The following is a 21,372-nucleotide window of genomic DNA, read 5'->3' as shown; positions in this document are numbered from 1 at the left end:
GCTCACCGCCCAGCCAAGGGTTGGGCCAGCAGCTGCATGCGCTGGGCAATGGCTGCGGGCGGCGCATCCGGGCGGATCTTGCTCCAGCGCTTGCCGGCTACATCGCCGGCGATCAGTTGGGTGGAATGCTGCTCGGGGCTGGGCAGGAACTGGCCGATACGCCCCAGCACCAAGTCGACGCTGGCCTTGTCACCGGTCAGGAACAGCCAGTTGGCACTGTCCACGCCCTGCTTCTGGGCAAACGCCTTGAGCGCCGCCGGGGTGTCGTTGAGCGGGTCGCTGCTGATCGACACGAAGGTCACCTGGCCGGCCAACTCCGGCCCCATGGCCTCGCGCACCTCGCGCAACTTGCGGGTGATCAGTGGGCAGGCGTCGGTGCAGTGGGTGAAGATCACGTTGAGCATCACCACCTGGTCCTTGAGCACATCGCTGTAGAAGCGCAGCTCACGGCCGTTCTGGTCCTTGAGCACGGTGTCGGTGAACCAGCTCTGCGCATCGCGGGTGCCACCACCGCTGGTCATGGTCGGCGGCGCCGGCTGCGGGCTGGGGGCGCTGGGTGCATGGCCTTCGTGGGCCATGGCGACCGACGCCATGATCCACAGGCAACCGGCCAGCACCAGCCAGTCGAAGCTGCGCATGCCGGCCTGTTGCGAGGAGTGGCTGCTCATGGTTGCACCTCCTGATGTTCGGCGATGGCGGTGCTCTTGGCGTGTACCCGGCGGGCGCTGAGGCGGTTGATTTCCTCGACCAGCACCGCCGGGTCGGTGAAGCCGTAGTAACGCGTCCAGTGGCCGCTGCGCCCGTCGCCCACGAGGATCAATGGCGGATGCTGGCTGAGGTCGGCGCTGAAGCTGCCCAGGCCTTTGAGGGTTTCAGTCACGGCATAGGGCGAACCGGTCAGCCAGCTCCAGCCGGGGCCGCGCTGGAAGGCCTTGGCGTACTGCTGCAGGCGCTTGGCATCGTCACGCTGCGGGTCGACGCTGATCGACACCAGTTGGACTTCCTCGCCCACCCTGCCCCGAGTTGCTGCTGGACCTTGCCCATGATCGACGACACCACCGGGCACACCGTGGTGCAGCTGGTGTAGATGAAACCCATGACCACCAGGCGCTCGCCGACCAAGTCTTTCTCCAACCGCACGGGCATGCCGTCCTGGTTGAGCAGCGAGACATCGGCAAAACGCACGCTGGCCTTTTCCTGGCGGGCCGCCACCGGCGGTTCGGCAGCGCCGCCATGCTCGTGGCCGGCGTGGGCCAGGGCGAAGTTGCTGGCCAGGGCCAGGCTCAGGACCAGCAGCTTGCAGGGATGCTTGACGTTCATCGCACAGTCCTCACGTCGGTCTGGGAAGCGGTAGATGCAGCGGCGGCGGGCAATACCCGCAGGCTGGTGTAGTTCTCTTCGGCGAATTTGCGACCCAGCGAAGGCGACTGCACATGCAGGTACCAGGCACCGGGCTCAGGCAGCATCAGCGACGCCTGGTACACCCCCTCGCCCACTTCCTCGAGCTGCAGGTTGTGCGGCATCGACGAGGGCGCCAGGAAGTAGCGCAGGGTCACGTCATTCAAGCCCCGGCGGGGGCGGCCATCGTCGCCAACGATACGCACCCTGGCGGTGAATGCGCTTTGCTGTGGCAACGGCTGGTCGAGGCCGATGAACTCGGCGTGCGCACCCTTGCGCTTGCTGGCGTCTGGCGCCGCCGCCACCTGGGTGCTGAAGCAGTGGATGATCTGTGGCTGGTTGAGCAGGAAGGCCACATCGAAGGTGCCGGCTGCCGGCATCTTCACCGTCGAGCCGTACACCCCTGGGGCCAGCTCGCGCAGGCTGCGGTCGATGACCAGCGCCGCACGGGCCTGATGGCCGCGGTTGTTGTAGCCGGACATCGGCGCGTTCATGCCTTCGGCATAGAAGTAGGTGGTGTTGTCCACTGGGTTGACCACGAACACCGAGTTGTCGTCGCGCGACACCGACAAGCCCTGGGCCAGCGGCAGGTCACCGGCCTGGCGCGGCGCCGCCGGGCCGGCCTCGAAGCTCTGAATGATGGGTTGGCGCCCTTCGCCCAGGCTGCTGAGGTTGATCATGCTGACCTTCGACGAGGCCAGGCCGCGCACGTAGGCATAGCCTTTGGTGAAGGTCAGCTGGTAAGGCTCGGCAGCCACCGGGATGCGATGGATCAGCTGGTCGGTACTGGCATCGATCACCAGCGCCTGGTTTTCCAGGGTATTGAGCACGATGCCGTAGCGGCCATCGCTGCTAAAGCGCATCGGCCCCAGGCCCTGCTCGGACTTCACCGTGTGGCGTAGCTGGTGGCTGCGGGCATCGTAGACGCGCACGCTGCCCTCTTCGCCATCGCTGACATACACCGCCTGAGACAGCGCAGAATAGGCCACCGCCAGCGGATGCGGGCCGACTTCCAGGGTCTTGGCCAGGCGCATTTCGGGGATGTCGATGATGCTCAGGGTGCCGCCATCGCGGTTGCTGACGAAGGCGTAGCGCGAGTCGGCGCTGAAGGCGATCTCGTGGTGCCCGGAGCCGGTGGCGAAGCTCTTCAGCGTGCTGCGGCTGGGCACGTCGATCACCGTCACCCCGCCCTTGGCCGGGTCTTCGCTGTTGTTGCCGACCCATAGCCGGTGCTGGTCCGGCTGCAAGGCCACGCGCAGCGGTTGCTCACCGGCATCCAGGCTGGCCACGTGGGTGAAGGTTTCGGTGTCGATGACGGCCACCTTGCCGCGTTCGGGGATCGACACGAACACCTGCTTGTCGTCGCTGGTGGCTATCCAATCCATGGGGCGGCCAGGGAGGTCGATGCGTGCCAGGGTGCTGGTCACCCCGCCCACCGACACGGTCGGGTCGATCACCGTGAGGCTGGCGTCCTTGTTCAGCACCAGCAGGAAGTAGCTGTTCAGGTCCAGCAGTGGCCGGGCGCCGATGCTGCTCTTGAGAAACAGCGCCACGCGCGCCTTGCAGCTCTGCTCACGGGAGGCCTCTACCGGGGCCGACTGCGCCGGGTCGATCCACGCCCCCGGCGCCATGCCCGACAGCGGCTGACCGCTGTTCTGGTCGGTGACCTTGAAGCGGATGTTGGCGAAACTGCCTTCGCGCAATTCGCCGCCGGCCATCGGCTGGGCATCGAACTCCACAGTCACGCCATCCCGGCTGAGCCGGTGCAGGGCCTGAGGGTCGGCAGGCTCCTGCAGCAGCTCGCGGGGGTCGCACCAGAGCTTTTCATACGCCACGCCCAGGCCGATCAGCCCTACTCCCACTGCCAGCCCAAGATACGCCGAGCGGATTTTCTTGTTGTTCATGCACGTGCGCCCCTCTTCCTTACTGCGCCGGGGCCGTTGCCGGCGGCGCGTCATTGGTGACCCGCAGAATCCCCCACAGCCCCGAGAGGTTGCCGTACGCGGCATAGTCGCGGAACAGGTAGTCACCCGGCACGGCGTTGACTCCCCCGGCGCTGGGCAGCATGAAGCTGAAGTGCGCGGCCGGCAGTACGCTCTCCTGGGCGCCGATGTACATGGCCATCGGGTTGTTGCCGAAACGCACCGAGCCGATACCTGGCAGGTTCATCGGGTAGCCGTCGAGGTCGTTCTTCTCGGCCTGGTAGTTGTGCAGCGGCCACAGGTGGCCATCGAGCTGGTAGGTGATGCCGCGACTACCGCCGCTGGGCATGACCACATGGTTGCGCACAGGCTGCCCAGGTTTGGCCCAGAGCACTGGCGTTTGTGGATCACCCCCGGCCAGGGCGTTGCTGTAAGCCATGTGGGCATTGGGCACATCGGCCAAGCCAAACCCATCGGCATGGCCGAACGGTGCGTCCGGTGCCAGGCCGAAGCGCAGCCACAGCGGCTCGGTCTTGTAGTTCATGGCCATGTTGCCGTTGTCCTTCGGATCGCCCGGCACGCCGTTGCCTTCGGTGGCGATGCCTTCGACAGGACGGCCATCGGCCCAGCGCATGTTCATCGAACGCTGCCAGACCGTGACGAAGTCGCGGTAGTCGGGCTGGCCACTGACCTTGACCGTGGCCTGCGCACGGCTGGCGGCGTCCTCGGTGAAGGTCGCAGTCTGCGGCAGGATGCTCATGGCGCCGACCAGCCCCTTCTGCGGCTGCTTGATGACATCCGCCGGGGTCAGGTTGAGGCCGCCGAACTCGATGGCCGTGGTGTTGATGTTGTCCACCGTGCGGCCCAGTTGCAGCACCGGCTTGCCTTCTCGCTCCAGGTGGCCGGCGTAGTACTGGTACACCTTGGTGGGGTAGGCGCCGCTGGTGCCGGCCCGTGGCGGTACGGTCTGCACGGGGTTCAGACCGACGTTGACACCGTCGGACTTGGTGATGTCGTAGGCCAGCAGTTGCGCATGCAGGCCCACATGGCTGGACGGCCGCATCAGGTTGTTGTTGAAGGCGGTGGAGCCCTCGCTGTCGTTGCGGTTGCGCTTGACCACGTTCTGCATCACCGCCGTGCTGGGCAGGTCAGGCATGACCAGCGGCAGACGGTTCTCCAGGGTGATACTGATGCAGTCCCCGGCATTGGCACGCAGCACCAGCGGCTCGACCGGTACGCCGGCCTTGAGCTTGCCGGTGCTGGCATCGAGGTCGGCCTTGCGCACGTAGAGCACGGCGGTCGGGTCGTGCAGCGGCGAACTGTGGCCGCCCACGGTGAACGTGGCACCGTCTTCCTCGTCGGTCACTGTCACTTGCGGGATGCTGGTCTTGCGGCTGTTGAAGACCAGCGTGCCGCCGCTGGCCTTGAGCGGGCCGCCTACATGCTGGCCGACGCCAGCGGGGTCGTTGATGCTGACGCCGTGACGGTTCTCCAGGATATCGTTGGCCAGCGCGGCGACGATCTCGTAGCTGCGCTTGACCGTGGTGCGCGAGCCAATGCCATTGGGGTTGGCGGTGGTTTTCGGGCAGATGCCGTCGAAGTTGACGGTATTGCGCATGGCCACCGGTTGCGGGTTGTTCGGCAGCGCGAACAGGTCGGTGCGCTGCGCGGTGTAGTTGCGCATGATGCCCCAGATGCCGTTCCAGTAGCCTTCCAGGGCTGCGTCCAGCGAGTACAGGTAATCGCCGTTGGTGGCCGCGGAGCTGGAGATCATCGACACCGGCGCCATGAAGCCCAGCTGCTCGGAGATGCCGATCATCTGCGACGATTTCCAGCCCGAGTTGGAGCTGTTGCCGAAACCGGTACCGTTCTGCAGCCACTTGACGCCGTGCAGGGTGACGTTGTGTTCCTCCTCATGGCCACCGGCGTGCATGCGCAAGCGCACGTTGTCGCCGGAATAGGTGCGCAGCAGCGGGGTGAACGGATCGCCGGGTTCACTCCCGGCAACGTTGATGTTCGGTGGGAACAACGTGGTACCGCCAGTGGGGCCAACGGCCGAGGTGATGGCCGAGGGCGCCATGTTCATCGCCGGGATGGCACGGTCGGTACGGGTCTGCAGGGCATAGCCCAGGTCACCGCCGGGGCCGTCGGCCTGCATGCCGCGCTTACCGTCCGGGCCGACCTTGTTCGGGTCGAACACACGCAGGGCCAGCGGCTCGTTGCGGTAGTTGACGACGAACATGCCAGGGTCATCCACCGAGATCGCCTGCGGGCAAGGTCGGCTCGGGCAGCCAGGGCTCAGGCCACCGCGCGACTCGACCACCGATTCCAGCAGGTTGGACGCCTTCTGCCGCACGGGCGGGTTGATGGCGTAGCGGAAGCTGTCGGCGGTTGCCGGGTAGGACTGGCCATTGGGTACGCCATCGGGGCCCGCGCCCACGTACACGCCCGCCTCGTAGGCATGCTGGAAGTCGCTGTATTCGAGGAAGAACTCGCGGTAACTGTCGTTCTTGCCGTCACCATCGTGGTCACCGGTCTTGATCACCGCCTGCCACGAAGTCGGCCCGCCGTCCTGGCGCATGGACGGGTTGTACAGCTGCTCGCCGGTTTCGGCGTGGTACCAGGTCGAGCCGGCAGGTTCAGCCAGCACGGTGGCATACAAGCCAAGTTGCTGGTGGGTCGATGGGCCAAGGTGGTCATGGGTGAAAATGGTGCCCAGGCCACGGTCGACGTTATACACGTTGACCAACGGATCGGCGAACCAGCGCTGCATGGCCGTGCGTGCACCCAGCCAATCGGCCCGGCCGAAGCGGCCGAAGTACGGGTGCTGCTTGGCTTTCGGGCAGGCGGCGGTGCCGTCGCGGCTATCCCCTTCGCTGCAACCGTTGTAAGCACGAATGGCGTGCACGCGCTCCACCACGCTGCCGGGAGAGAGGATGCCATCTTCGTAGTTCCAGCCGTTGGCGGAGCCGTCGGCAGCGGTCAGGTCCCACTTGGGCAAGTGAATGTGCTGGCCGATCACATCGGTGGGGGTGCGCACCTGGTAGTCGTCCATTTCATAGAACGACGGAATCAGGTTGCTGTGTGTGTACATGGTGCAGTCGAAGGTGTTCATGCGCATCACCAGGGGCTCTGGCGGCCGCTGCTTGGTGATGACCGGCCAGGCGTCTTCCCACAGGGCGAGGATGCGCGCCTGCGGGAAGTGGTAGCCGACTTTGTTGTACACCGCGTCGAACTGGATGTTGGCCCCTTTATAGATGCGCGGGCGGTCGGCGGTGAACGTGGACGAGCCGCGGAAGTTCATGCCGGTGAGGCTTTCGCCGCTGAAGAACTCACCCACGCCGGAGGTCTGGGTCATGCGTTTACCCCTGTCATCCATGCACGGTTCGTAGAACGGTGCGCCGGCAGTGGGCAGCGCACCGTTGGTGCGAAACGCCTTGGCCACTGGCTGGCTGCCGGGGATCAGGGCATAACTGGGGTGCTCGGCCTTGGCGTGGTATTGCATGGCGGCCTGCTCGACATCGGTGCCTTCTTCGGGCAGGTAGATCGGCTTGGCTTTGTGTACCACTTTGGAGAAGTCCAGCTTGGTGGTGGTGGTTTCAGCTTCGCCGCCAGCGGAAACGCCATCCAGCGCGTGCCGGCCGAGGCCACCGTCCCAGCCATCGACCTGGTTGGGGTCCAGGTTGGCCCACAGGGCTTTGCCGCTGTCCTTGAGCTGGCGAGCCAAGGCCGGGTCGAGCATGTCCAGCGGTGGCGTTGGCGGACGTTGGCCAACACTGCTTTCCATGCCGCCGATCCAGAATGGATAGCCAGGGTTTTTCAAGCTGCCGTCAGCGTTGCGGTTGGTCTCGCTGCGATCGACCAAGGCCAGGGAGCCCACGGCTTTCGGTGTGACGGTTTCATGAGCCTGTTCGTCATCGCCCTCCTCCTCGCCTTCGTCGCCATGCTCGGCCACCAGCGCTTCGGAGAGTTTTGGCACCACCACGACTTTGCCCGGCATCGGCGCCATGGCCTTGCCAGGCAACGGCACGATGGCCGGAATCGGTGTGCCTGCAATGATTTCGCCGTCCGGCAGTGCGCGGGCACCCACCGCCGGCTTGCCGCTGCGCAGGGCAAAGGGCGTACTGTGGAAGCCATTTTCGCCCTGGCCGCTGACCTCCAGCCGGGTCCCTTCCTCGAACACGTCATGCACCCGCCACATGGCCCACATGCCTTGGGCGAAATGCGGATAGAAGTGGCAGTGGTAGATAGCATCGCCCGCCACGCGGTTGCGGTTGCCCGATCCGCCGTTGGCGATTTCATAGGTGTAGCCGACACCCGGCCCGATACCCTGGGCATCGATGTAGTCGGAGTTGTCGTCGTTGGGGTTGAACAGCCACTGGTGACCATGCAGGTGGAAGATGTGCTGCTCGTGGCCGTTGTGGGTGTTGCGGAACTTGGTGAAGTCGCCAATGTAGCTGTGGTGCACGTTGGCTGGCTCTGCTGGGTACAAGGCCATACTGGCCTTGACGCCCGTGGCGCTGGCCGGTGGTGTTTCGCCGGGGCGGATGTTTTCCAGACCGACGTTGGCAGGCACATCCACCAGCGTGCCGATGTCACCCACGGTATGCGCACTGAGGAAGAACTCCTCGTAGGCGCAGGACAGGCAGTCATGCATGGGCCCTACGCCCAAGCGGTTGGCCACCACTTCGGCGCCCATGCCGCCAGAGCCGTAGTTGATCATGAACGAATCGCGGGTGGGTTCCAGGACATGGCCCATCACCGGGTCTGCCCAGTAACCGGGGAATGCCTGGGTCGCCGCCACTTCGTCAGCGAATTGCGAGGCGAAGTCGCGGAACGCTTCGAGGCGATTGGGCAAGGCCGGGTTGCGTTTGTTGATGCTTTCCAGCGGGTAGGTCGAACGGGGGAAGCTGCCGTCTGCGTTCGGGCCCATGACGATGGCATCGGTTTCGCTGCTCAGGATCTCGTTGCCGTCGACCATGGCGATGATCGGTTTGCCCGCCTTGCCTTCGCTGACCCACGGCTCGGCCTGTGGATAGCGGGCCTCGTAGTCGATCACCGGCTGGCCAGTGGCCGTGCGAGCGGTGCTGGCCAGGCGCATTTCTTCCTCGGTCAGGGTATTGCGGTAGGTACGCCCATTCTTGGGAACCACCACGACCTGGCCGAACAGGCCGTTGGCGACGTTGCCCGCCCCGCCCTGCCCGCCGAACGTCGCGCCCTGGCTGGTAGCGGCGAAGGCGCCTTCGCGTTCGGCATAGAGGGTATAAGTGCGGGTATTGCCCGGTGCGATCAGGAAGTTGCCGTTGCGCCCGGTGTTGGCCGCGATGTCACCGATGCTGTTGACCGCTTGCAGGCCATTGACCTGGAAGCCCACATGACGGTCGGTCACCTGTTCGTCGGCAACAACGTGTTCCCCGCCCTCGTTCTCGACTTCTGCACCTTCTTGCTCACCCTCTTGCTCACCCTCGACTTCGTTCTCGACTTCGTTCTCGTCGTGATCGATGCCGTGCTTGTTGGGGTTGGCCTGGTAGGCCAGCAGGTTGGTCAGGTTGACCACCAGGCATTCACCGGCCGCCACCCGCAGCACGATGGGCCGTGGGCGCTTGTCGGGGCGCAGGGTGACTTTGCCGGGAACGGCGGCCCCTCCTTTGCTCAGCGGTACGTTATGTGCGTCCACCACATCCTGGCGCAGCGCGAACATCATGCCATTGGCGTTCTGCGCGCCGAGGCGGTTGAACATCAGTGGCTGGTCCAGTGCCACAACGTTGGCGACCAGGGTGCGCTGGCACTGCACAGCCGCCTCGCTGGTCGTTTCCCAACCCAGCAGGGCCAGGACAAATGATGTCAGGACGGGGCCTTTTTTCGGGGTCGACATACTGCACCTCCGGGACACAGGGACTGCCTGTAGGTCAGCAAGGTGTATGCCAGATAGAAATAACGTTGTTTTTCAGCACGTTGCGGCATAAAGCAAATCGAATTGGGGAGGATTCCCCAGCGCCATTCCCCGAATCGGGGGGATGAGAGGCATTAACGAATGGGATCCAGAAAATTCCCTGTCGATCCACTTGAACATCCGCCGTTCCACGCCCTCAAAAAGGAGATACCGCCTCTCTTGCCAGGAGCCTGTCGATGCCCGACCTACACCTGACCCCAAGCGCCTCGCAGCCATGAAAATGCCCTGCCGCGCACCCAATACCTGCGTGCAGCTCGATTACGTGCGCGACACCCTGTTCGGCCCGGTGGCCCAGAGCGTCGAGTGTCAATGCCAGCTTGCCGCCCTGAGCCTGCAAGGCCGCCCCGCCCTGCGCCTGCACATCTGCCCGCCGTTGCCGGACAAGGTCGAACGCGCCCACAGTGTTGCCTTTGTCTGGGACGGCCGTAGCTACCACGGCGTCGTGCGCGACCAGGGCAAATGCGGCGACGGTGGCCTCAACCTGCTGGTCGAGCTGCAATAAGCCGATCAACGGCGGCGAACCGGGCTGAACCTGCCGCAAATGGCGTACCTCCATACCTAGAGGGCCACTGCCTTCAGGAGAACGCCATGAACAGTCCGTTGCTCAAGCTTTTCACCCACCCTTCAGATGCCTGGATCGAGATACGCCGGGCCGAAGAAGATCACCCGCAGCAATACCTGCCGCGCCTGCTGGCATTGGCGCTGATTCCGGCACTGTGCCTGTTCGTCGGTACCACCACCTTCGGCTGGAGCCTGGCCGGCGAAGAACGTGTGCGCCTGAGCATGGCGAGCGCGGCACAACTGGCAGGGCTGCTGTACGCCACCACGGTAGTGGGCGTGATGCTGATGGGGGTGATGATTCGATGGATGTCACGCGGCTTCGATGCGCAACCGAGCCTCAACCAGTGCATTGGCTTCGCCGCTTATTGCGCCACGCCGTGGTTCTTCGCAGGGGTGTTCGGCCTGGTGCCGATCCGCTGGTTGACCTTGATCGCCCTGGCGGCTGCGTCGGCCTATGCCACCGTATTGCTGTATGGCGGCTTGCAGACCTTCCTGCGCCTGCGCAAGGAGCAGGCGATGCTGTTCGCCACGTGTGTATGGGGTGTGGGGCTGCTGCTGTTGGTGACCATCCTGGTGTCGATGATCCTGTTCTGGACCAACGGGCTGATGCCCGAATACGTACGCCCGGCCAGCCTTGGCTGACCGGGGCACGGCGTCGTTCAGGCGATCGCCCTGAGCGACGCCGGATGACTGGAACGCAGTGCGTGCAGTTGTCCGACCAGATTCACCACGTCGCGGCAACTGTTGAGGTTCTGCAACGACACCCCGGTGAGCACAACACCCTCCTCCAGGTTCTGTCCCTGACCCAGACGGATGGTCAGGCTGACGCCATCCGTGCAGCTGACTTCACAGCGGTCAGGGAGGCAGGCCTGTTCGATCATTTGCCGCATTTCCAGCATCGAAACTCCTATCAACGACATGGTACGACCCTCTCTGTACTGGATGGCCTGTTGTGTTTGAGTACGCCTTTGGCAGGCAGGGTGCCAATTGATAATGCGCATGCCCAAGCGGCCGTCCATGCGCCGGGGCAATGGTACTGCGGGAGATCATCTAGCACCTTAGTGGAAGAACCGCCGCAGGCCATGACCGTTCGGTCCGATGATGGCACTTGGCGACAGGCGGTCGGTAACAGACCATTCGTGTCGCGTTGATCTGCCCAGAGCAAACTTTTCGACGCCTTCATGGCTCCAGATGTTCAAGCCTTTCACCGCCACCGCTAACCGCGCCCAGCACGCCAGGTACCCGATGATCGATGCCAAGCTCTACGTGATCGACTACCAGTTCCATGGCAAGCCCAGATCGTTCGTCATCCGTGCGGACCGGATGGACAACGCCGAAGCTTGGCACTGGGCAAGCTGTGACGCAGGCGTTGGCCGCATAGGCCGCTACAGCCACGAAAAAGTCCGCAAGGTGAGCAAACCCCTGGCCGAGCGCTTCGGCATCAGCGACGTGCAGTGGCGGCAGTCGGGCTGAGGTCCGCCAGCGAGGCCCACAGATGCTGCGCGGCATAGGCCCGCCAGGGTCGCCAGGCCAGAGCACGTTCGCCCAACTGCGCATCCCCCCCTTCCAGCAGGCGCAATGCCTTGATCAGCGCTACATCTCCCAACGGCAATGCATCCTGCGCGCCGACCTGGCGCAGGGCCAGGTAGTGGGCACTCCAGGGGCCGATGCCCCTGAGGCGGCAGAGGTTTTCAATGACGGTTTCAAGAGGCTGCCCCGGGCGCAGCAGGCCAGGTTGATCGAGCAGTGCACGGGCAAGTGTACCCAACGTGGCAGCGCGTGAACGGGGCATACCGAGGTTATCGAGCGGCGCGCAGGCAATCGCTTCGAGCGTGGGGAACACGTGGGTCAAACCATAGCCCTGCACGCGCAGCTTCTGGCCGTGGCGCGCCACCAGGCGGCTAGCCAGGGTCATCGCGCCCGCCACGCTGATCTGCTGGCCCAGCACCGTGCGCATGGCTTGTTCGCACGCATCCCACCCCTGCGGCACGCGCAGGCCGGGGCGTGCGGCAAGCAATTTGGCCAATAGGGGATCTGCCATCAAGGCCTGGGCGATCTGCGCGGGATTGGCGTCCAGGTCGAAGACGCGGCGCACGCGCGCGATCAAGCCGGGGATTGCCGCGCTGGGTACGCCGTCAACGCGAACGTACAGACGTTGCCCGCAGGCAGGCCTGGCTTGCAGCACAGCGTGTCGGCCGGCGATCACCAGGGTGCGTCGGTACACGCCTTCGTCAAAGGTTTCGATGCCTGGGATGCAGCGCGCTGCAAGAAAGGCCAGGGCCGACGGCCAATGGTACGGCGCACGGTAGCGCAGCCATAGGGTGTGCTGGTCGTTGCTGCGACTCGTGCGTCGTACCGCGTGCAAAGGGCTCATCGGCCCATCATGCCATCTGGCCGAAGCGGCCGGCGTGGAAATCGTCGAACGACTCGGCGATTTCCGCCTGGCTGTTCATGACGAACGGGCCGTAACCGACGATGGGCTCATCGATGGGCTCACCGCTGAGCAGCAGCACGCTGGTGTCTTCCAGCACCTCCAGCGCCACACCCTCGCCCGCTCGGTCCAGCAGCACCAGGCTCGCCGGCCCGGCGTCACGCTCGGCATTGACCCGCAGCTTGCCGCGCAACACGACCAGCGCGGCATTGCGCCCTTCGGCGGCCGGCAGTTGCAGGCCGGCCCCGGCCTTGAGGCGCATGTCCCAGACATCCATGGCAGTGAAGGTACGCGCAGGCCCCGGCTGCCCACCGTAGCTGCCGGCGACCACCCGCAGGCTGCCGGCATCACCGTCCAGCGAAATGACTGGGATGTCCCCGGCCAGCAACGTCTGGTAGCCCGCCGCCGCGCGCTTGTCGCGGGCCGGCAGGTTGACCCACAGCTGCACCATTTCCAGCGTGCCGCCGCTGCGGGCGAAGGCCGGTGCATGGAATTCTTCATGGATGATGCCGTTGGCGGCGGTCATCCACTGCACATCACCCGGGCCGATCAAGCCGCCGGCGCCCGTGGAGTCACGGTGCTCCAGCTCGCCTTGGTAGACGATGGTCACGGTCTCGAAGCCGCGATGCGGGTGCTGGCCGACGCCGCGGCGGGCGCTGGTCGGGGTGAAATCATAGGGGCCGGCGTAGTCCAGCAGCAGGAACGGGCTGATCTGGCTGGCCAGGTTGTCATAGGTGAACAGGCTGCGCACCGGGAAGCCGTCGCCCACCCAGTGGGCGTGCGGGCTGCGGTGGATACCCAGGATCTTTTTCATGAGAAGTCTCCTCTCTTGGCTGGGTTCACCTTACCAGTGCGCACAATCTGCCAGTAGCCGGCTGAAATAGCACTGATCGTTCCAGCTATGGAACAGTTGTTCAGCCTTGCAGGAAGTCGACCACCTGTTGCGCTGCCATGGCCGGGTCTTCTTGCATGAAGCAGTGCCCACCGGCCACCTCACGGGCCTTCACCCGTGGATTGATGCGCGCCAGCCGTAGCACCGAACGTGGCACGAAGGGATAGGTGTGCTGGCCATACAGCACCAGCGTGTGCACCCGAATGGCTGCGAGCTGCGACCACATGGCCTTTGGAAATGAGCTGAAGATGTCCGCCTCGCGGCTGGGCCGGCATTTGAGCACCACGCCTTCACCACAATCGCCCAGCGCATGCTCGATATAGGCACGCAGTGCGGCGTCGGTCCAACCCTTGAAAATCCCCCGCCCCTGCAGCGAAGCCAGCGCGGCTTCGCGGTCCGGCCAGTGGGTTCGCCGAGTGGCGGCCTTGCGCGCCAGTGCATGCCGGCGGTGCAGGCCTAGGCGTGCAGCAATGCCCATGGCGCCGATCATGCGCCGGCTGAACAGCACCGGGTCGAGCAGCACGGCACGCGTAAACAGGTCGGGAGCGCTAGCCAGTATCAGCCCGGTGAGCACGCCACCGAAGCTGTGCCCCAGAGCGTAACGCGGCACCTCGCCGTACGCTCCCCGGCCACTTTCGAAGGCTTCCAGCGCCAGCGCCGCCGTGCGGTTCCAGCCGCAAAACTCACCGCCGTGGTCACTGTCACCATGGCCCTGGGCATCGCACAGCCACAGGTCGAAATGCTCGGCGAGGTCCATCAGCATGGGTTGATAGGCCAGGCAGCAGAAGCCGTTACCGTGCAGGAAGTGCAACAACGGCTTGCCGCTGGCCTCGGAGCGCCAGCCGCGCAGGGTGAAGCCTTCGGAGCATTCGTGGGACCAGGGAATCAACTGCATCGGCTTGCTGTACTCGGCGGTTTATCAAGGCGCCGATTCTACAAAGAGCAGTGGATAAAGCGAAATCACCAGCAGCAAGGCCATCAGGACATTGAACAGCATCAGCCTGCGCGGGTTCTGCAGCAGCCGGCGCAGCGCACTGCCGAACATCACCCAGATGCCGACACTGGGCAGGTTGACCAGCGCGAACAGCGCGGCGATGACGATCACGTTCGTCACGTATCCCTGGGCCGGGGTATAGGTTGTGATGGCGCCCACCGCCATGACCCAGGCCTTCGGGTTGACCCACTGGAACGCCGCTGCGCCCCAGAACCCCATCGGCTTGCGTGCGTTGGGCGAGTCGGCCCCGAGCGGCCCGGCCGTGGCTATCTTCCACGCCAGGTACAGCAGATAGGCAGCTCCCACGTAGCGCAGCACGGTGTAGAGCACCGGCCAGGCCTTGAACAGCTCGCCCAGGCCCAGGCCGACCGCCAGTACCATGACCATGAAGCCGATACTGATGCCCATGGCATGGGGGATCGAGCGGCGCACGCCGAAATTCACGCCCGAGGCCAGCAACATGGTGTTGTTGGGCCCTGGCGTGATCGAAGAAACGAAGGCGAACAGCACGAAGGCGGTGAGCAGGTCGGCAGAGGCAAGCATGGCAGGCATTCCAGTATCCTTGTAAGTGCTGTCACACTAGCGCAGTCGCTCTGCCCTGCGACCGGTACAGTTATAGTTAAATATGTAGATACACCTTACTGTACCGCTAAACCCTGAAGCACAAGGAACAGACGCATGAGCCTCAACATTCGCCCTGCGGTACGCACCGACGCCGCGCAGATCCTGGCGTTCATCACCGAGCTGGCCGAGTACGAGCGTGCCCGCCATGAAGTGATCGCCAGCGTCAACGATATCGAACGCACCCTGTTCGAGGAAGGCAGCACGGTGCACAGCCTGATCTGCGAGCGCGATGGGCAGCCAATTGGGTTTGCCGTGTACTTCTACAGCTACTCGACCTGGCTGGGGCGCAATGGCATCTACCTGGAAGACGTGTACATCACCCCCGAGCAACGCGGTGGCGGTGCCGGGCGCAGGGTGCTGCAGCACATTGCTCGCGAGGCGGTCGAGAACGGCTGTGGGCGCTTGGAGTGGAGCGTGCTGGACTGGAATGAACCGGCCATCGGTTTCTACCAGTCGCTGGGGGCCGAGCCACAGGATGAGTGGATTCGCTATCGGCTCGATGGCGAGAAGCTGCGGCAGTTTGCTCAGGGGTAAGGGCAACAGACCACATTGGCTACCCCGCCAACGCAATCACCACACCTTGGGCCCGCAAGGCATTCAACAAAGCCCGCCCTTGCGGCTCGATCTGCGTCTCTTCGACACCTGCCCTCTGCGCCAGAGCAGCAAGATGGTCACGCCCGCTGCAGCGCTGCTCTTGCAGCGACACCAGTAACGCATGGGCCAATGGCGCCAAACGCGAGAAGTGCACCTTCAGGTCCGCGCCTCGGTAAGCCAGCACCCGTGTCGGCGCCTGCGGCACCTCTGGTGGGATGCGCCCCGGCCCGATCTGGCTGACCGGCCAGGCATAGGCCAACGGGATGGCCAGCCCGGACAGCATCGGCACGTCATTCAGCACGTCGGCAGTGGTCTCGTCTTCCGGGTCGCACGCGTCGCTCAGCAGCAACACCGTCTCGATCCACTCGTAATGGGCCAGTTCCGCCACCCAGCCCGGTGGATCAGCACGGGCGTGCAGATAGTCCACCAACTCCCCTGCCAATTCGGTGAACAACGGGGTTTGGCAACGATGATGGGCGTAGAAGTCTTCGATCAGCGCCCGCCATTGCTCGGGCCCAAGGCAGGCCCTCAACACCGGAAAACTCCCCGCCAGCATCGACTGCAGGTTGCCGAAGAACAACTGCCGGTAAACCGCCAGGCGCCGTGCCTCTACCCCTGGCGGCGGCGGGTTGGCCTGAGGGTCGCGGATATGGCGGCTCATGCACAACAACTGTGCTTGCAGGGTGTCAGCCATGGCGCAGCGCCTTTACCGGGGTTTGCAGGTTGCGAATGTGTTGCACCTCTTCTAGCAAATCGGGCAGCGGCGGCAGATTGAAGTCGCGCTCCAGCAAGGTCGGGCGCGGTCCCAGGTACTGGTAGGCATCGGCAAGCAAGGCCCAGACATCGGCCTGGACGCTCGCGCCATGGGTGTCGATCTTCAGCCCCGGTGCTTCGTCGTAATGCCCGGCCACGTGCAGGCATGCTACCCGTTCAGGCGGTAACTGGACGAGGAACCGGCTGGCGTCGTAACGGTGGTTACAGGCGTTGACCACCAGGTTGTTGATGTCCAGCAGCAGGTCGCAGTCTGCTTCGCTCAACACCGCGCGGAGAAAGTCGATCTCGCTCATCGCCTGATAGGGCGCGGCGTAGTAGGAAATGTTTTCCACGGCGATACGCCGGCCCAGGGCGTCTTGCACTTCGCCGATGCGTCGGGCGGTATGGCGCACGGCTTCGTCGGTGAACGGCATGGGGATCAGGTCGTAGAGGTGGCCGTCATCGGTGCAGTAGCTCAGGTGTTCGCTGAACAGCGCCACCCGATGACGGTCGAGAAACCCTCGAATCTGCCGCACAAAGCCGTGATCGAGCGGTGCCGGGCCGCCCAACGAAAGCGACAAGCCGTGGCAGGCCAGCGTAAAGCGCTCGGCCAGCTGCGCCAGGCCTTGGCCATGGGCACCACCGACACCGATCCAGTTTTCCGGGGCGCATTCGAGAAAATCCACGGCCCCTGTGTCCAGGGCCAGCAGTTCGGGCAGCAGTGCACGGCGAAGGCCAAGGCCGGCGCCCTGCAGGGTGGAAGGTGTGGTCATGGAGCAGGCTCCTTGGGGTGAGGTGCCCTCCCCGGCATGGCGCCGGGGAGGATGCCGGCGAGCGTCAGTTCCTGGCCTGGCTCAGCTTGCTGTAGAGGTCGCTGGGGAACGGCTTGCCGTTGGCATCGAACTGATGCTTGCGGAACTGGTACACCTCGGCCTCGGAGAGGTAGCCATCGTGATCGGCGTCGATCGCGTCGAATTCGGCATTGGCGCCTGGGGCGACCGCCAGCAGTTCGGTGCGGGACACCCGGCCATCATGGTCGCTGTCGGTCCGTGCGAACGAAGCGTCGCCGCACTTGCCTTCACCGCACTTGCCCTCGGCCTGGGTGGCCTTGGCCGAGGCGCCACTGGCGCCGCATTTGCCTTCGCCACATTTGCCCTCGCCGGTTTTTTCCGCGGCGGCGAGCTGATAGCCCTGAGGCAGTGGCTCGACCGCGAAGGCAGACGCGGTGAGGTTGATGCCACCGAGCAAAGCGATGCCCAGCAGGCCGAGGCGGGTCTTGTTGGTACGTTGGGTACGGGTCATGGTGCTGCTCCTGAATGGGTACGGTCATGCCGCGAGGGCAAAATGCGCCAGGGAACGTCGCCGTCTGGCTGTTCGTTCGGGCTGGCTCATTTGGCCTCAGGCCTGTATCCGGGGCGTATCAGGAGGCTGGGGGATTTGTAAGCGAAGCGGTCTTGCAGGATGCGAGATACACAGTGATACAGCGGCTCAGCCGATGCTCACCGCCTGGCTCACTTCCATCAGCAGGGGCACCAGCTCCTGTTCCACCTTCTCCACCGGCCAGGCACTGAGCTGGGCGGTGATGTTGATCGCCGCCACGACCTGGAAGTGCACGTTGCGAATCGGCGCAGCGATGCCCACCTGCCCTACCAGTACCTGGTCGCGGGTGAGCGCGTAGCCGTTGCGGCCAGCCTCCTGCACCCGCTCGAACAACACTTCGCGGTCCACTTCTGTCTGCGCGGTGTAGGCCACCGGCGTCACCTGCGCCAAGCTCGTCTGCACCCGGCTGGGCGGCAGGTCGGCCAGCAGCACGCGGCCTGCCGAGGTACACCAGGCTGGCATACGGCGGCCTGGCAACATCTCGGCGTGGGTCTGGTTGGGGCCTGGAATGCGCATGACATAGACGATGTCGTGCCCGCTGAGGACCGACAGGTTGACGGTGAGGTTGCAGCGCTCGCGGATCAGCTTGAGCGCGGGCAATGCGCGGCTGATCAGCGGCGAGGCGTTGAGGTACAGAAAGCCCAGCTCCAGCGCCTTGTGGGTCAGGCTGTAGCGCCGTGAGCGTTCGTCCTTGGCCAGGTAACCCAGCTCGCACCAGGTATGGGTGAAGCGTTGGGCCGCGCTCTTGGTCATCTCGCAGGCGTCGGCCAGCTCGGTCAGGCCCAGCGAAGGCTGGCCGTCGCGGAAGATCTCCAGCACGCGGATACCTTTTTCCAGGGTCTCGATGAACTGCGGATGCTGCTGCCGCGCGTCTTTTTCGCTCACGTTCGATTTGCCTCCATTCGGGTAGCCAAGCATAGGCCATCTTGACCGCGCCCCGCGACCTGGCATATACATAGTACCACCAAACAATAATTAGTATTGCAGAGCGATACTTTAAGGAGATTCGAATGCCCGGTCAACCCTCCTGCAACCTGGCCACACGCCCCGCCTGGGAACTGGCCGCTGAAATACGCGCAGGGCATTTGTCGGCCCGTGAACTGACCGAGGCATGCCTGGCCCAAGTCGAACGGCACAACCCCCAACTCAACGCCCTGGTCACCGTCGATGCAGAAGGTGCCCTGGCCAAGGCCGCAGCCGCCGATGACCACCAGGCCCAGGGCGGCCCACTCGGCCCGCTGCATGGCTTGCCGGTGGCGCACAAGGACTCGTTCCTCACCGCCGGCATGCGCACCACCTGGGGTTCGCAGGTGTATGCCGAGCATGTACCCAAGCAGGACTCGCTGATCGTCAGCCGCCAGGCGGAAGCCGGCTCGATCCTGCTGGGCAAGAGCAACCTGCCGGAATTCGGTGCCGGCTCGCAGACCTTCAATGAAGTGTTCGGCGCCACCCGCAACCCCTACGCCCCGGCCATGACCTGCGGCGGCAGCAGTGGCGGCGCGGCGGTGGCCCTGGCCTCAGGCATGGTGGCCCTGGCCGACGGTAGCGACATGGGCGGCTCGCTGCGCAACCCGGCGAGTTTCTGCAACATCGTCGGCCTGCGCCCCTCCATCGGCCGCGTGCCCAACTGGCCCAACAACAACAGCTTCGGCCAATTGACGGTGGCCGGCCCCATGGGCCGCTGCGTGGCCGACGTGGCCCTGCTGCTCAGCGTGATCGCCGGTGAAGACCGCCGCGATCCATTGTCCCTGCAATCCGCTGCGTCCCCCCTGAGCGCCGCGTTGCAAGGCGACTTCCGCGGCGCACGCATCGCCTACAGCCCGGACCTGGGCGGCCTGCCCGTGGAGCCGGCCGTGCGCGCCGTGACCGAGGCCGGCGTGCAGCGTCTGGCCGACCTGGGCTGCAGCGTGGAGCTGGCCGAGCCGGACTTCAGCGGCGGCGCCCGCGCCTTCCAGGTGCTGCGCGCACTGACCTACGCCAGTGGTTATCGCCACCTGCTCGACACCCACCGCCACCTGCTCAAGGACACCGTGGTGTGGAACATCGAGCAAGCCAGGCAGTTCACTGCCGTTGACGTGATCGACGCCGAAGCCGTGCGCGCCCGCCTGTTCCGCGACACCCAGGCGTTGTTGGAGCAGTACGATTTTCTCGTGGCCCCGGTCAGCCAGGTTCTGCCGTTCCCGGTGGAGCAGCCTTACGTCAGGCAGATCGGCGACCAGCCGATGGACACCTACATCGACTGGATGACCAGTTGCTCGCTGATCACCCTCAGCGGCCACCCGTGCCTGTCGCTGCCCTGCGGCTTCAGCGAGCAGGGCCTGCCGGTGGGGCTGCAAATCGTCGGCCGCTATCGCGACGAGCAACGGCTGCTGGCCTTTGCCCAGGCGCTGGAAACGCTCAACCGACCCTATGTCGACCGCCCGCTGGCGGGCTGAACAGCAACGCTGGCAAAGCGCGACAGACGCAGACACAACGCCGGCTTGATGCCTTTTGAACAATGCCAATAACAGTCAAAGGAAGCCCTATGTCCACCTCACTCCCTGCGTCGCCCACCCGGGCGCGGCAACCGATCCGCGCCGCCGCCGGATCGTTTCTCGGCACCCTGATCGAGTGGTTCGATTTCTATATCTACGCCACGGCGTCGGCACTGATCTTCAGCCATGTGTTCTTCCCTGGCAGCAGCCAACTGGTGGGCACCTTGTCGTCGTTCGCCACCCTGGCGGTGGGGTTTCTCGCCCGGCCGCTGGGTGGGGTCATCTTCGGCCACCTGGGCGACCGCTTCGGTCGCAAGTATTCGCTGATTATCACCCTGGTGCTGATGGGCGCGTCGACGGTGGGCATCGGCCTGCTGCCATCCTTTGAGCAGGTCGGCTTGCTGGCACCGGTGCTGCTGGTCGCTCTGCGCATCCTGCAGGGCATTGCGGTGGGTGGCGAATGGGGCGGCGCGGTGCTGCTGGCCAGCGAGCACGCACCCGAAGGCAAGAAGAGCTTCTACGCCTCGTTCGCCCAGCTCGGCAGCCCAGCGGGCCTGGTGCTGTCGCTGATGGTGTTCCGCTTCATCACCGAACTGCCGGATGCCGATTTGTATGCCTGGGGCTGGCGCCTGCCGTTCCTGGGCAGCGTGCTGCTGTTGCTGCTGGCCTTCGTGATCCGCCGTGGCGTGCATGAGTCACCGGAGTTCGAGGCCCTGGCCAAACAAGAAAAACCCGCACGATCGCCGGTCAAGGCAGTGGTTCGCGATGCCTGGCCGTTGATACTGCTGGTGATGGGCGCCTGCAGCATCGGCATTGCCTCGGCCTATTTCACCAATACCTTCATGATTGCCTACGCCACCCAGTACCTGGGCATCAAGAGTTCGGTGATCCTTGAGTGCCTGTCGGTGGTAGCCATCGTTCAACTGATCAACCAGCCCATCGCGGCGTGGCTGGCAGACAAGGTCGGTGCCGGCCGCTTCCTGCTCTTGACCTCCGGCGCCAGCATGCTGGTGCCCTATGCGATGTTCAGCCTGGTATCCAGTGGGCAGAACACGATGATCATCCTCGGCATCTCACTGGCCAAGGTGTTCTCCTCGGCCTTCTACGCCGTGATCGCGGGCTATATCGTCAACGTGTTCCCGGTGTACCAGCGCTATTCGGGCATCTCCCTGGCGTACCAGGCATGCGGTGCGCTGATCGGCGGCACCACGCCGATGGTGGGCACGTTGATCGCCGGCCAGGCAGCAGGCCAGTGGTGGCCCCTGGCGGTGTTCTACTCACTGCTGGCGTTCATCTCGTTCGCCTGTGTGATGGTGCTGATACGCCGGCGCAGCACGCTGCTGCAGCCCAGTTTCGCCTGAGTGACCGCCAGGCGCGCGGCACGGGCCGCCGGCGC

The 21,372-nt window shown here is 64.8% G+C and carries 18 protein-coding genes and 1 pseudogene; 6 read left to right on the top strand and 13 right to left on the bottom strand.

The genetic code is table 11. From position 1 onward, the window contains the following. Positions 1–2 precede the first annotated feature (2 nt). From KU43P_RS11985 to mnxG, 4 genes and pseudogenes are all read right to left on the bottom strand, one after another. Positions 3–668 carry an SCO family protein gene (locus KU43P_RS11985; RefSeq protein WP_317663328.1) on the bottom strand — a complete coding sequence of 222 codons (666 nt, stop codon included), beginning with the start codon at positions 666–668 and terminating at the stop codon, positions 3–5. After that, positions 665–1,320, bottom strand: a pseudogene (locus KU43P_RS11980) (SCO family protein). Before KU43P_RS11980 ends, KU43P_RS11985 begins: the two are co-directional and overlap by 4 nt. After that, the gene (locus KU43P_RS11975) at positions 1,317–3,302 is read right to left on the bottom strand and encodes a beta-propeller fold lactonase family protein (protein WP_317663327.1); all 1,986 of its coding nucleotides are present in this window, start codon (positions 3,300–3,302) and stop codon (positions 1,317–1,319) included. The pseudogene KU43P_RS11980 and the gene KU43P_RS11975 overlap by 4 nt, the downstream one beginning before the upstream one ends. Before the next feature lie 19 nt (positions 3,303–3,321). Continuing rightward, positions 3,322–9,195, bottom strand: coding sequence for a manganese-oxidizing multicopper oxidase MnxG (gene mnxG / locus KU43P_RS11970; protein ID WP_317663326.1), 5,874 nt, complete (start codon positions 9,193–9,195; stop codon positions 3,322–3,324). Between the two features lie 292 nt (positions 9,196–9,487). Between mnxG and KU43P_RS11965 the strand changes: the two genes are divergently transcribed. Then, positions 9,488–9,775: a hypothetical protein gene (locus tag KU43P_RS11965; protein ID WP_317663324.1), complete on the top strand. Its 288-nt coding sequence runs from the start codon at positions 9,488–9,490 to the stop codon at positions 9,773–9,775. 86 nt (positions 9,776–9,861) lie between these two features. Then, positions 9,862–10,476 carry a Yip1 family protein gene (locus KU43P_RS11960; protein ID WP_317663323.1) on the top strand — a complete coding sequence of 205 codons (615 nt, stop codon included), beginning with the start codon at positions 9,862–9,864 and terminating at the stop codon, positions 10,474–10,476. A gap of 17 nt (positions 10,477–10,493) precedes the next feature. Here KU43P_RS11960 and KU43P_RS11955 read toward each other — a convergent pair whose 3' ends face one another. Next, the gene (locus KU43P_RS11955; protein ID WP_317663322.1) at positions 10,494–10,754 is read right to left on the bottom strand and encodes a DUF1652 domain-containing protein; all 261 of its coding nucleotides are present in this window, start codon (positions 10,752–10,754) and stop codon (positions 10,494–10,496) included. 325 nt (positions 10,755–11,079) lie between these two features. On the opposite strand from KU43P_RS11955, the gene KU43P_RS11950 reads away from it, so the two are divergent. Further along, positions 11,080–11,307: a DUF6555 family protein gene (locus KU43P_RS11950; protein ID WP_317663789.1), complete on the top strand. Its 228-nt coding sequence runs from the start codon at positions 11,080–11,082 to the stop codon at positions 11,305–11,307. On the opposite strand, the gene KU43P_RS11945 is transcribed toward KU43P_RS11950, so the two are convergent. The 4 genes from KU43P_RS11945 to KU43P_RS11930 all read right to left on the bottom strand — a co-directional run bounded on the left by KU43P_RS11945 (position 11,276) and on the right by KU43P_RS11930 (position 14,703). Next, the gene (locus KU43P_RS11945; protein ID WP_317663320.1) at positions 11,276–12,208 is read right to left on the bottom strand and encodes a DNA-3-methyladenine glycosylase family protein; all 933 of its coding nucleotides are present in this window, start codon (positions 12,206–12,208) and stop codon (positions 11,276–11,278) included. The two genes, KU43P_RS11950 and KU43P_RS11945, sit on opposite strands and share 32 nt — an antisense overlap. A 7-nt stretch (positions 12,209–12,215) precedes the next feature. Then, positions 12,216–13,079 carry a pirin family protein gene (locus KU43P_RS11940; protein WP_317663318.1) on the bottom strand — a complete coding sequence of 288 codons (864 nt, stop codon included), beginning with the start codon at positions 13,077–13,079 and terminating at the stop codon, positions 12,216–12,218. 100 nt (positions 13,080–13,179) lie between these two features. Further along, on the bottom strand, positions 13,180–14,052 hold the full coding sequence (locus KU43P_RS11935) for an alpha/beta fold hydrolase (protein ID WP_317663317.1): 873 nt from the start codon (positions 14,050–14,052) through the stop codon (positions 13,180–13,182). Positions 14,053–14,076: 24 nt separating this feature from the next. Continuing rightward, positions 14,077–14,703: a LysE family translocator gene (locus KU43P_RS11930; protein WP_317663315.1), complete on the bottom strand. Its 627-nt coding sequence runs from the start codon at positions 14,701–14,703 to the stop codon at positions 14,077–14,079. 126 nt (positions 14,704–14,829) lie between these two features. Between KU43P_RS11930 and KU43P_RS11925 the strand changes: the two genes are divergently transcribed. Then, positions 14,830–15,309 carry a GNAT family N-acetyltransferase gene (locus KU43P_RS11925; RefSeq protein ID WP_317663314.1) on the top strand — a complete coding sequence of 160 codons (480 nt, stop codon included), beginning with the start codon at positions 14,830–14,832 and terminating at the stop codon, positions 15,307–15,309. A 19-nt stretch (positions 15,310–15,328) separates the two neighbouring features. Here the strand turns inward: KU43P_RS11925 and KU43P_RS11920 are convergent, their stop codons facing one another. From KU43P_RS11920 to KU43P_RS11905, 4 genes are all read right to left on the bottom strand, one after another. Further along, a complete protein-coding gene (locus tag KU43P_RS11920; RefSeq protein ID WP_317663312.1) occupies positions 15,329–16,063 on the bottom strand; it encodes a DUF2063 domain-containing protein in 735 nt (244 codons plus the stop codon). After that, positions 16,056–16,895, bottom strand: a complete 840-nt coding sequence (locus KU43P_RS11915; RefSeq protein WP_317663311.1) for a DUF692 domain-containing protein — start codon at positions 16,893–16,895, stop codon at positions 16,056–16,058. Before KU43P_RS11915 ends, KU43P_RS11920 begins: the two co-directional genes overlap by 8 nt. 64 nt (positions 16,896–16,959) lie before the next feature. Further along, positions 16,960–17,424 carry a hypothetical protein gene (locus tag KU43P_RS11910; RefSeq protein WP_317663309.1) on the bottom strand — a complete coding sequence of 155 codons (465 nt, stop codon included), beginning with the start codon at positions 17,422–17,424 and terminating at the stop codon, positions 16,960–16,962. Between the two features lie 186 nt (positions 17,425–17,610). Beyond that, the gene (locus KU43P_RS11905; RefSeq protein ID WP_317663307.1) at positions 17,611–18,387 is read right to left on the bottom strand and encodes an IclR family transcriptional regulator; all 777 of its coding nucleotides are present in this window, start codon (positions 18,385–18,387) and stop codon (positions 17,611–17,613) included. A 125-nt stretch (positions 18,388–18,512) separates the two neighbouring features. On the opposite strand from KU43P_RS11905, the gene KU43P_RS11900 reads away from it, so the two are divergent. Together KU43P_RS11900 and KU43P_RS11895 are read left to right on the top strand one after the other, a co-directional pair. Continuing rightward, positions 18,513–19,937: an amidase gene (locus KU43P_RS11900; protein ID WP_317663306.1), complete on the top strand. Its 1,425-nt coding sequence runs from the start codon at positions 18,513–18,515 to the stop codon at positions 19,935–19,937. Positions 19,938–20,026: 89 nt separating this feature from the next. Then, complete coding sequence (locus tag KU43P_RS11895) at positions 20,027–21,337, top strand: MFS transporter (RefSeq protein ID WP_317663305.1); 1,311 nt, start codon at positions 20,027–20,029, stop codon at positions 21,335–21,337. Positions 21,338–21,372: the final 35 nt, after the last annotated feature.

The sequence above is a fragment of the Pseudomonas sp. KU43P genome (assembly GCF_033095865.1).
Taxonomy (GTDB): domain Bacteria; phylum Pseudomonadota; class Gammaproteobacteria; order Pseudomonadales; family Pseudomonadaceae; genus Aquipseudomonas.
Note: the sequence above shows the minus strand (reverse complement) of the source record. Positions and strands in the feature narration are given on the sequence as shown.

Bases quoted from the DNA above. Each gene is read 5' to 3' on its own strand.
- KU43P_RS11900 (WP_317663306.1), top strand. From the start codon at position 18,513: ATGCCCGGTCAACCCTCCTGCAACCTGGCCACACGCCCCGCCTGGGAA.
- KU43P_RS11960 (WP_317663323.1), top strand. From the start codon at position 9,862: ATGAACAGTCCGTTGCTCAAGCTTTTCACCCACCCTTCAGATGCCTGG.
- KU43P_RS11925 (WP_317663314.1), top strand. From the start codon at position 14,830: ATGAGCCTCAACATTCGCCCTGCGGTACGCACCGACGCCGCGCAGATC.
- KU43P_RS11940 (WP_317663318.1), bottom strand. From the start codon at position 13,079: ATGAAAAAGATCCTGGGTATCCACCGCAGCCCGCACGCCCACTGGGTG.
- mnxG (WP_317663326.1), bottom strand. From the start codon at position 9,195: ATGTCGACCCCGAAAAAAGGCCCCGTCCTGACATCATTTGTCCTGGCC.
- KU43P_RS11895 (WP_317663305.1), top strand. From the start codon at position 20,027: ATGTCCACCTCACTCCCTGCGTCGCCCACCCGGGCGCGGCAACCGATC.
- KU43P_RS11965 (WP_317663324.1), top strand. From the start codon at position 9,488: ATGAAAATGCCCTGCCGCGCACCCAATACCTGCGTGCAGCTCGATTAC.
- KU43P_RS11930 (WP_317663315.1), bottom strand. From the start codon at position 14,703: ATGCCTGCCATGCTTGCCTCTGCCGACCTGCTCACCGCCTTCGTGCTG.
- KU43P_RS11935 (WP_317663317.1), bottom strand. From the start codon at position 14,052: ATGCAGTTGATTCCCTGGTCCCACGAATGCTCCGAAGGCTTCACCCTG.
- KU43P_RS11955 (WP_317663322.1), bottom strand. From the start codon at position 10,754: ATGTCGTTGATAGGAGTTTCGATGCTGGAAATGCGGCAAATGATCGAA.
- KU43P_RS11975 (WP_317663327.1), bottom strand. From the start codon at position 3,302: ATGAACAACAAGAAAATCCGCTCGGCGTATCTTGGGCTGGCAGTGGGA.
- KU43P_RS11915 (WP_317663311.1), bottom strand. From the start codon at position 16,895: ATGACCACACCTTCCACCCTGCAGGGCGCCGGCCTTGGCCTTCGCCGT.
- KU43P_RS11920 (WP_317663312.1), bottom strand. From the start codon at position 16,063: ATGGCTGACACCCTGCAAGCACAGTTGTTGTGCATGAGCCGCCATATC.
- KU43P_RS11945 (WP_317663320.1), bottom strand. From the start codon at position 12,208: ATGAGCCCTTTGCACGCGGTACGACGCACGAGTCGCAGCAACGACCAG.
- KU43P_RS11910 (WP_317663309.1), bottom strand. From the start codon at position 17,424: ATGACCCGTACCCAACGTACCAACAAGACCCGCCTCGGCCTGCTGGGC.
- KU43P_RS11950 (WP_317663789.1), top strand. From the start codon at position 11,080: ATGATCGATGCCAAGCTCTACGTGATCGACTACCAGTTCCATGGCAAG.
- KU43P_RS11985 (WP_317663328.1), bottom strand. From the start codon at position 668: ATGAGCAGCCACTCCTCGCAACAGGCCGGCATGCGCAGCTTCGACTGG.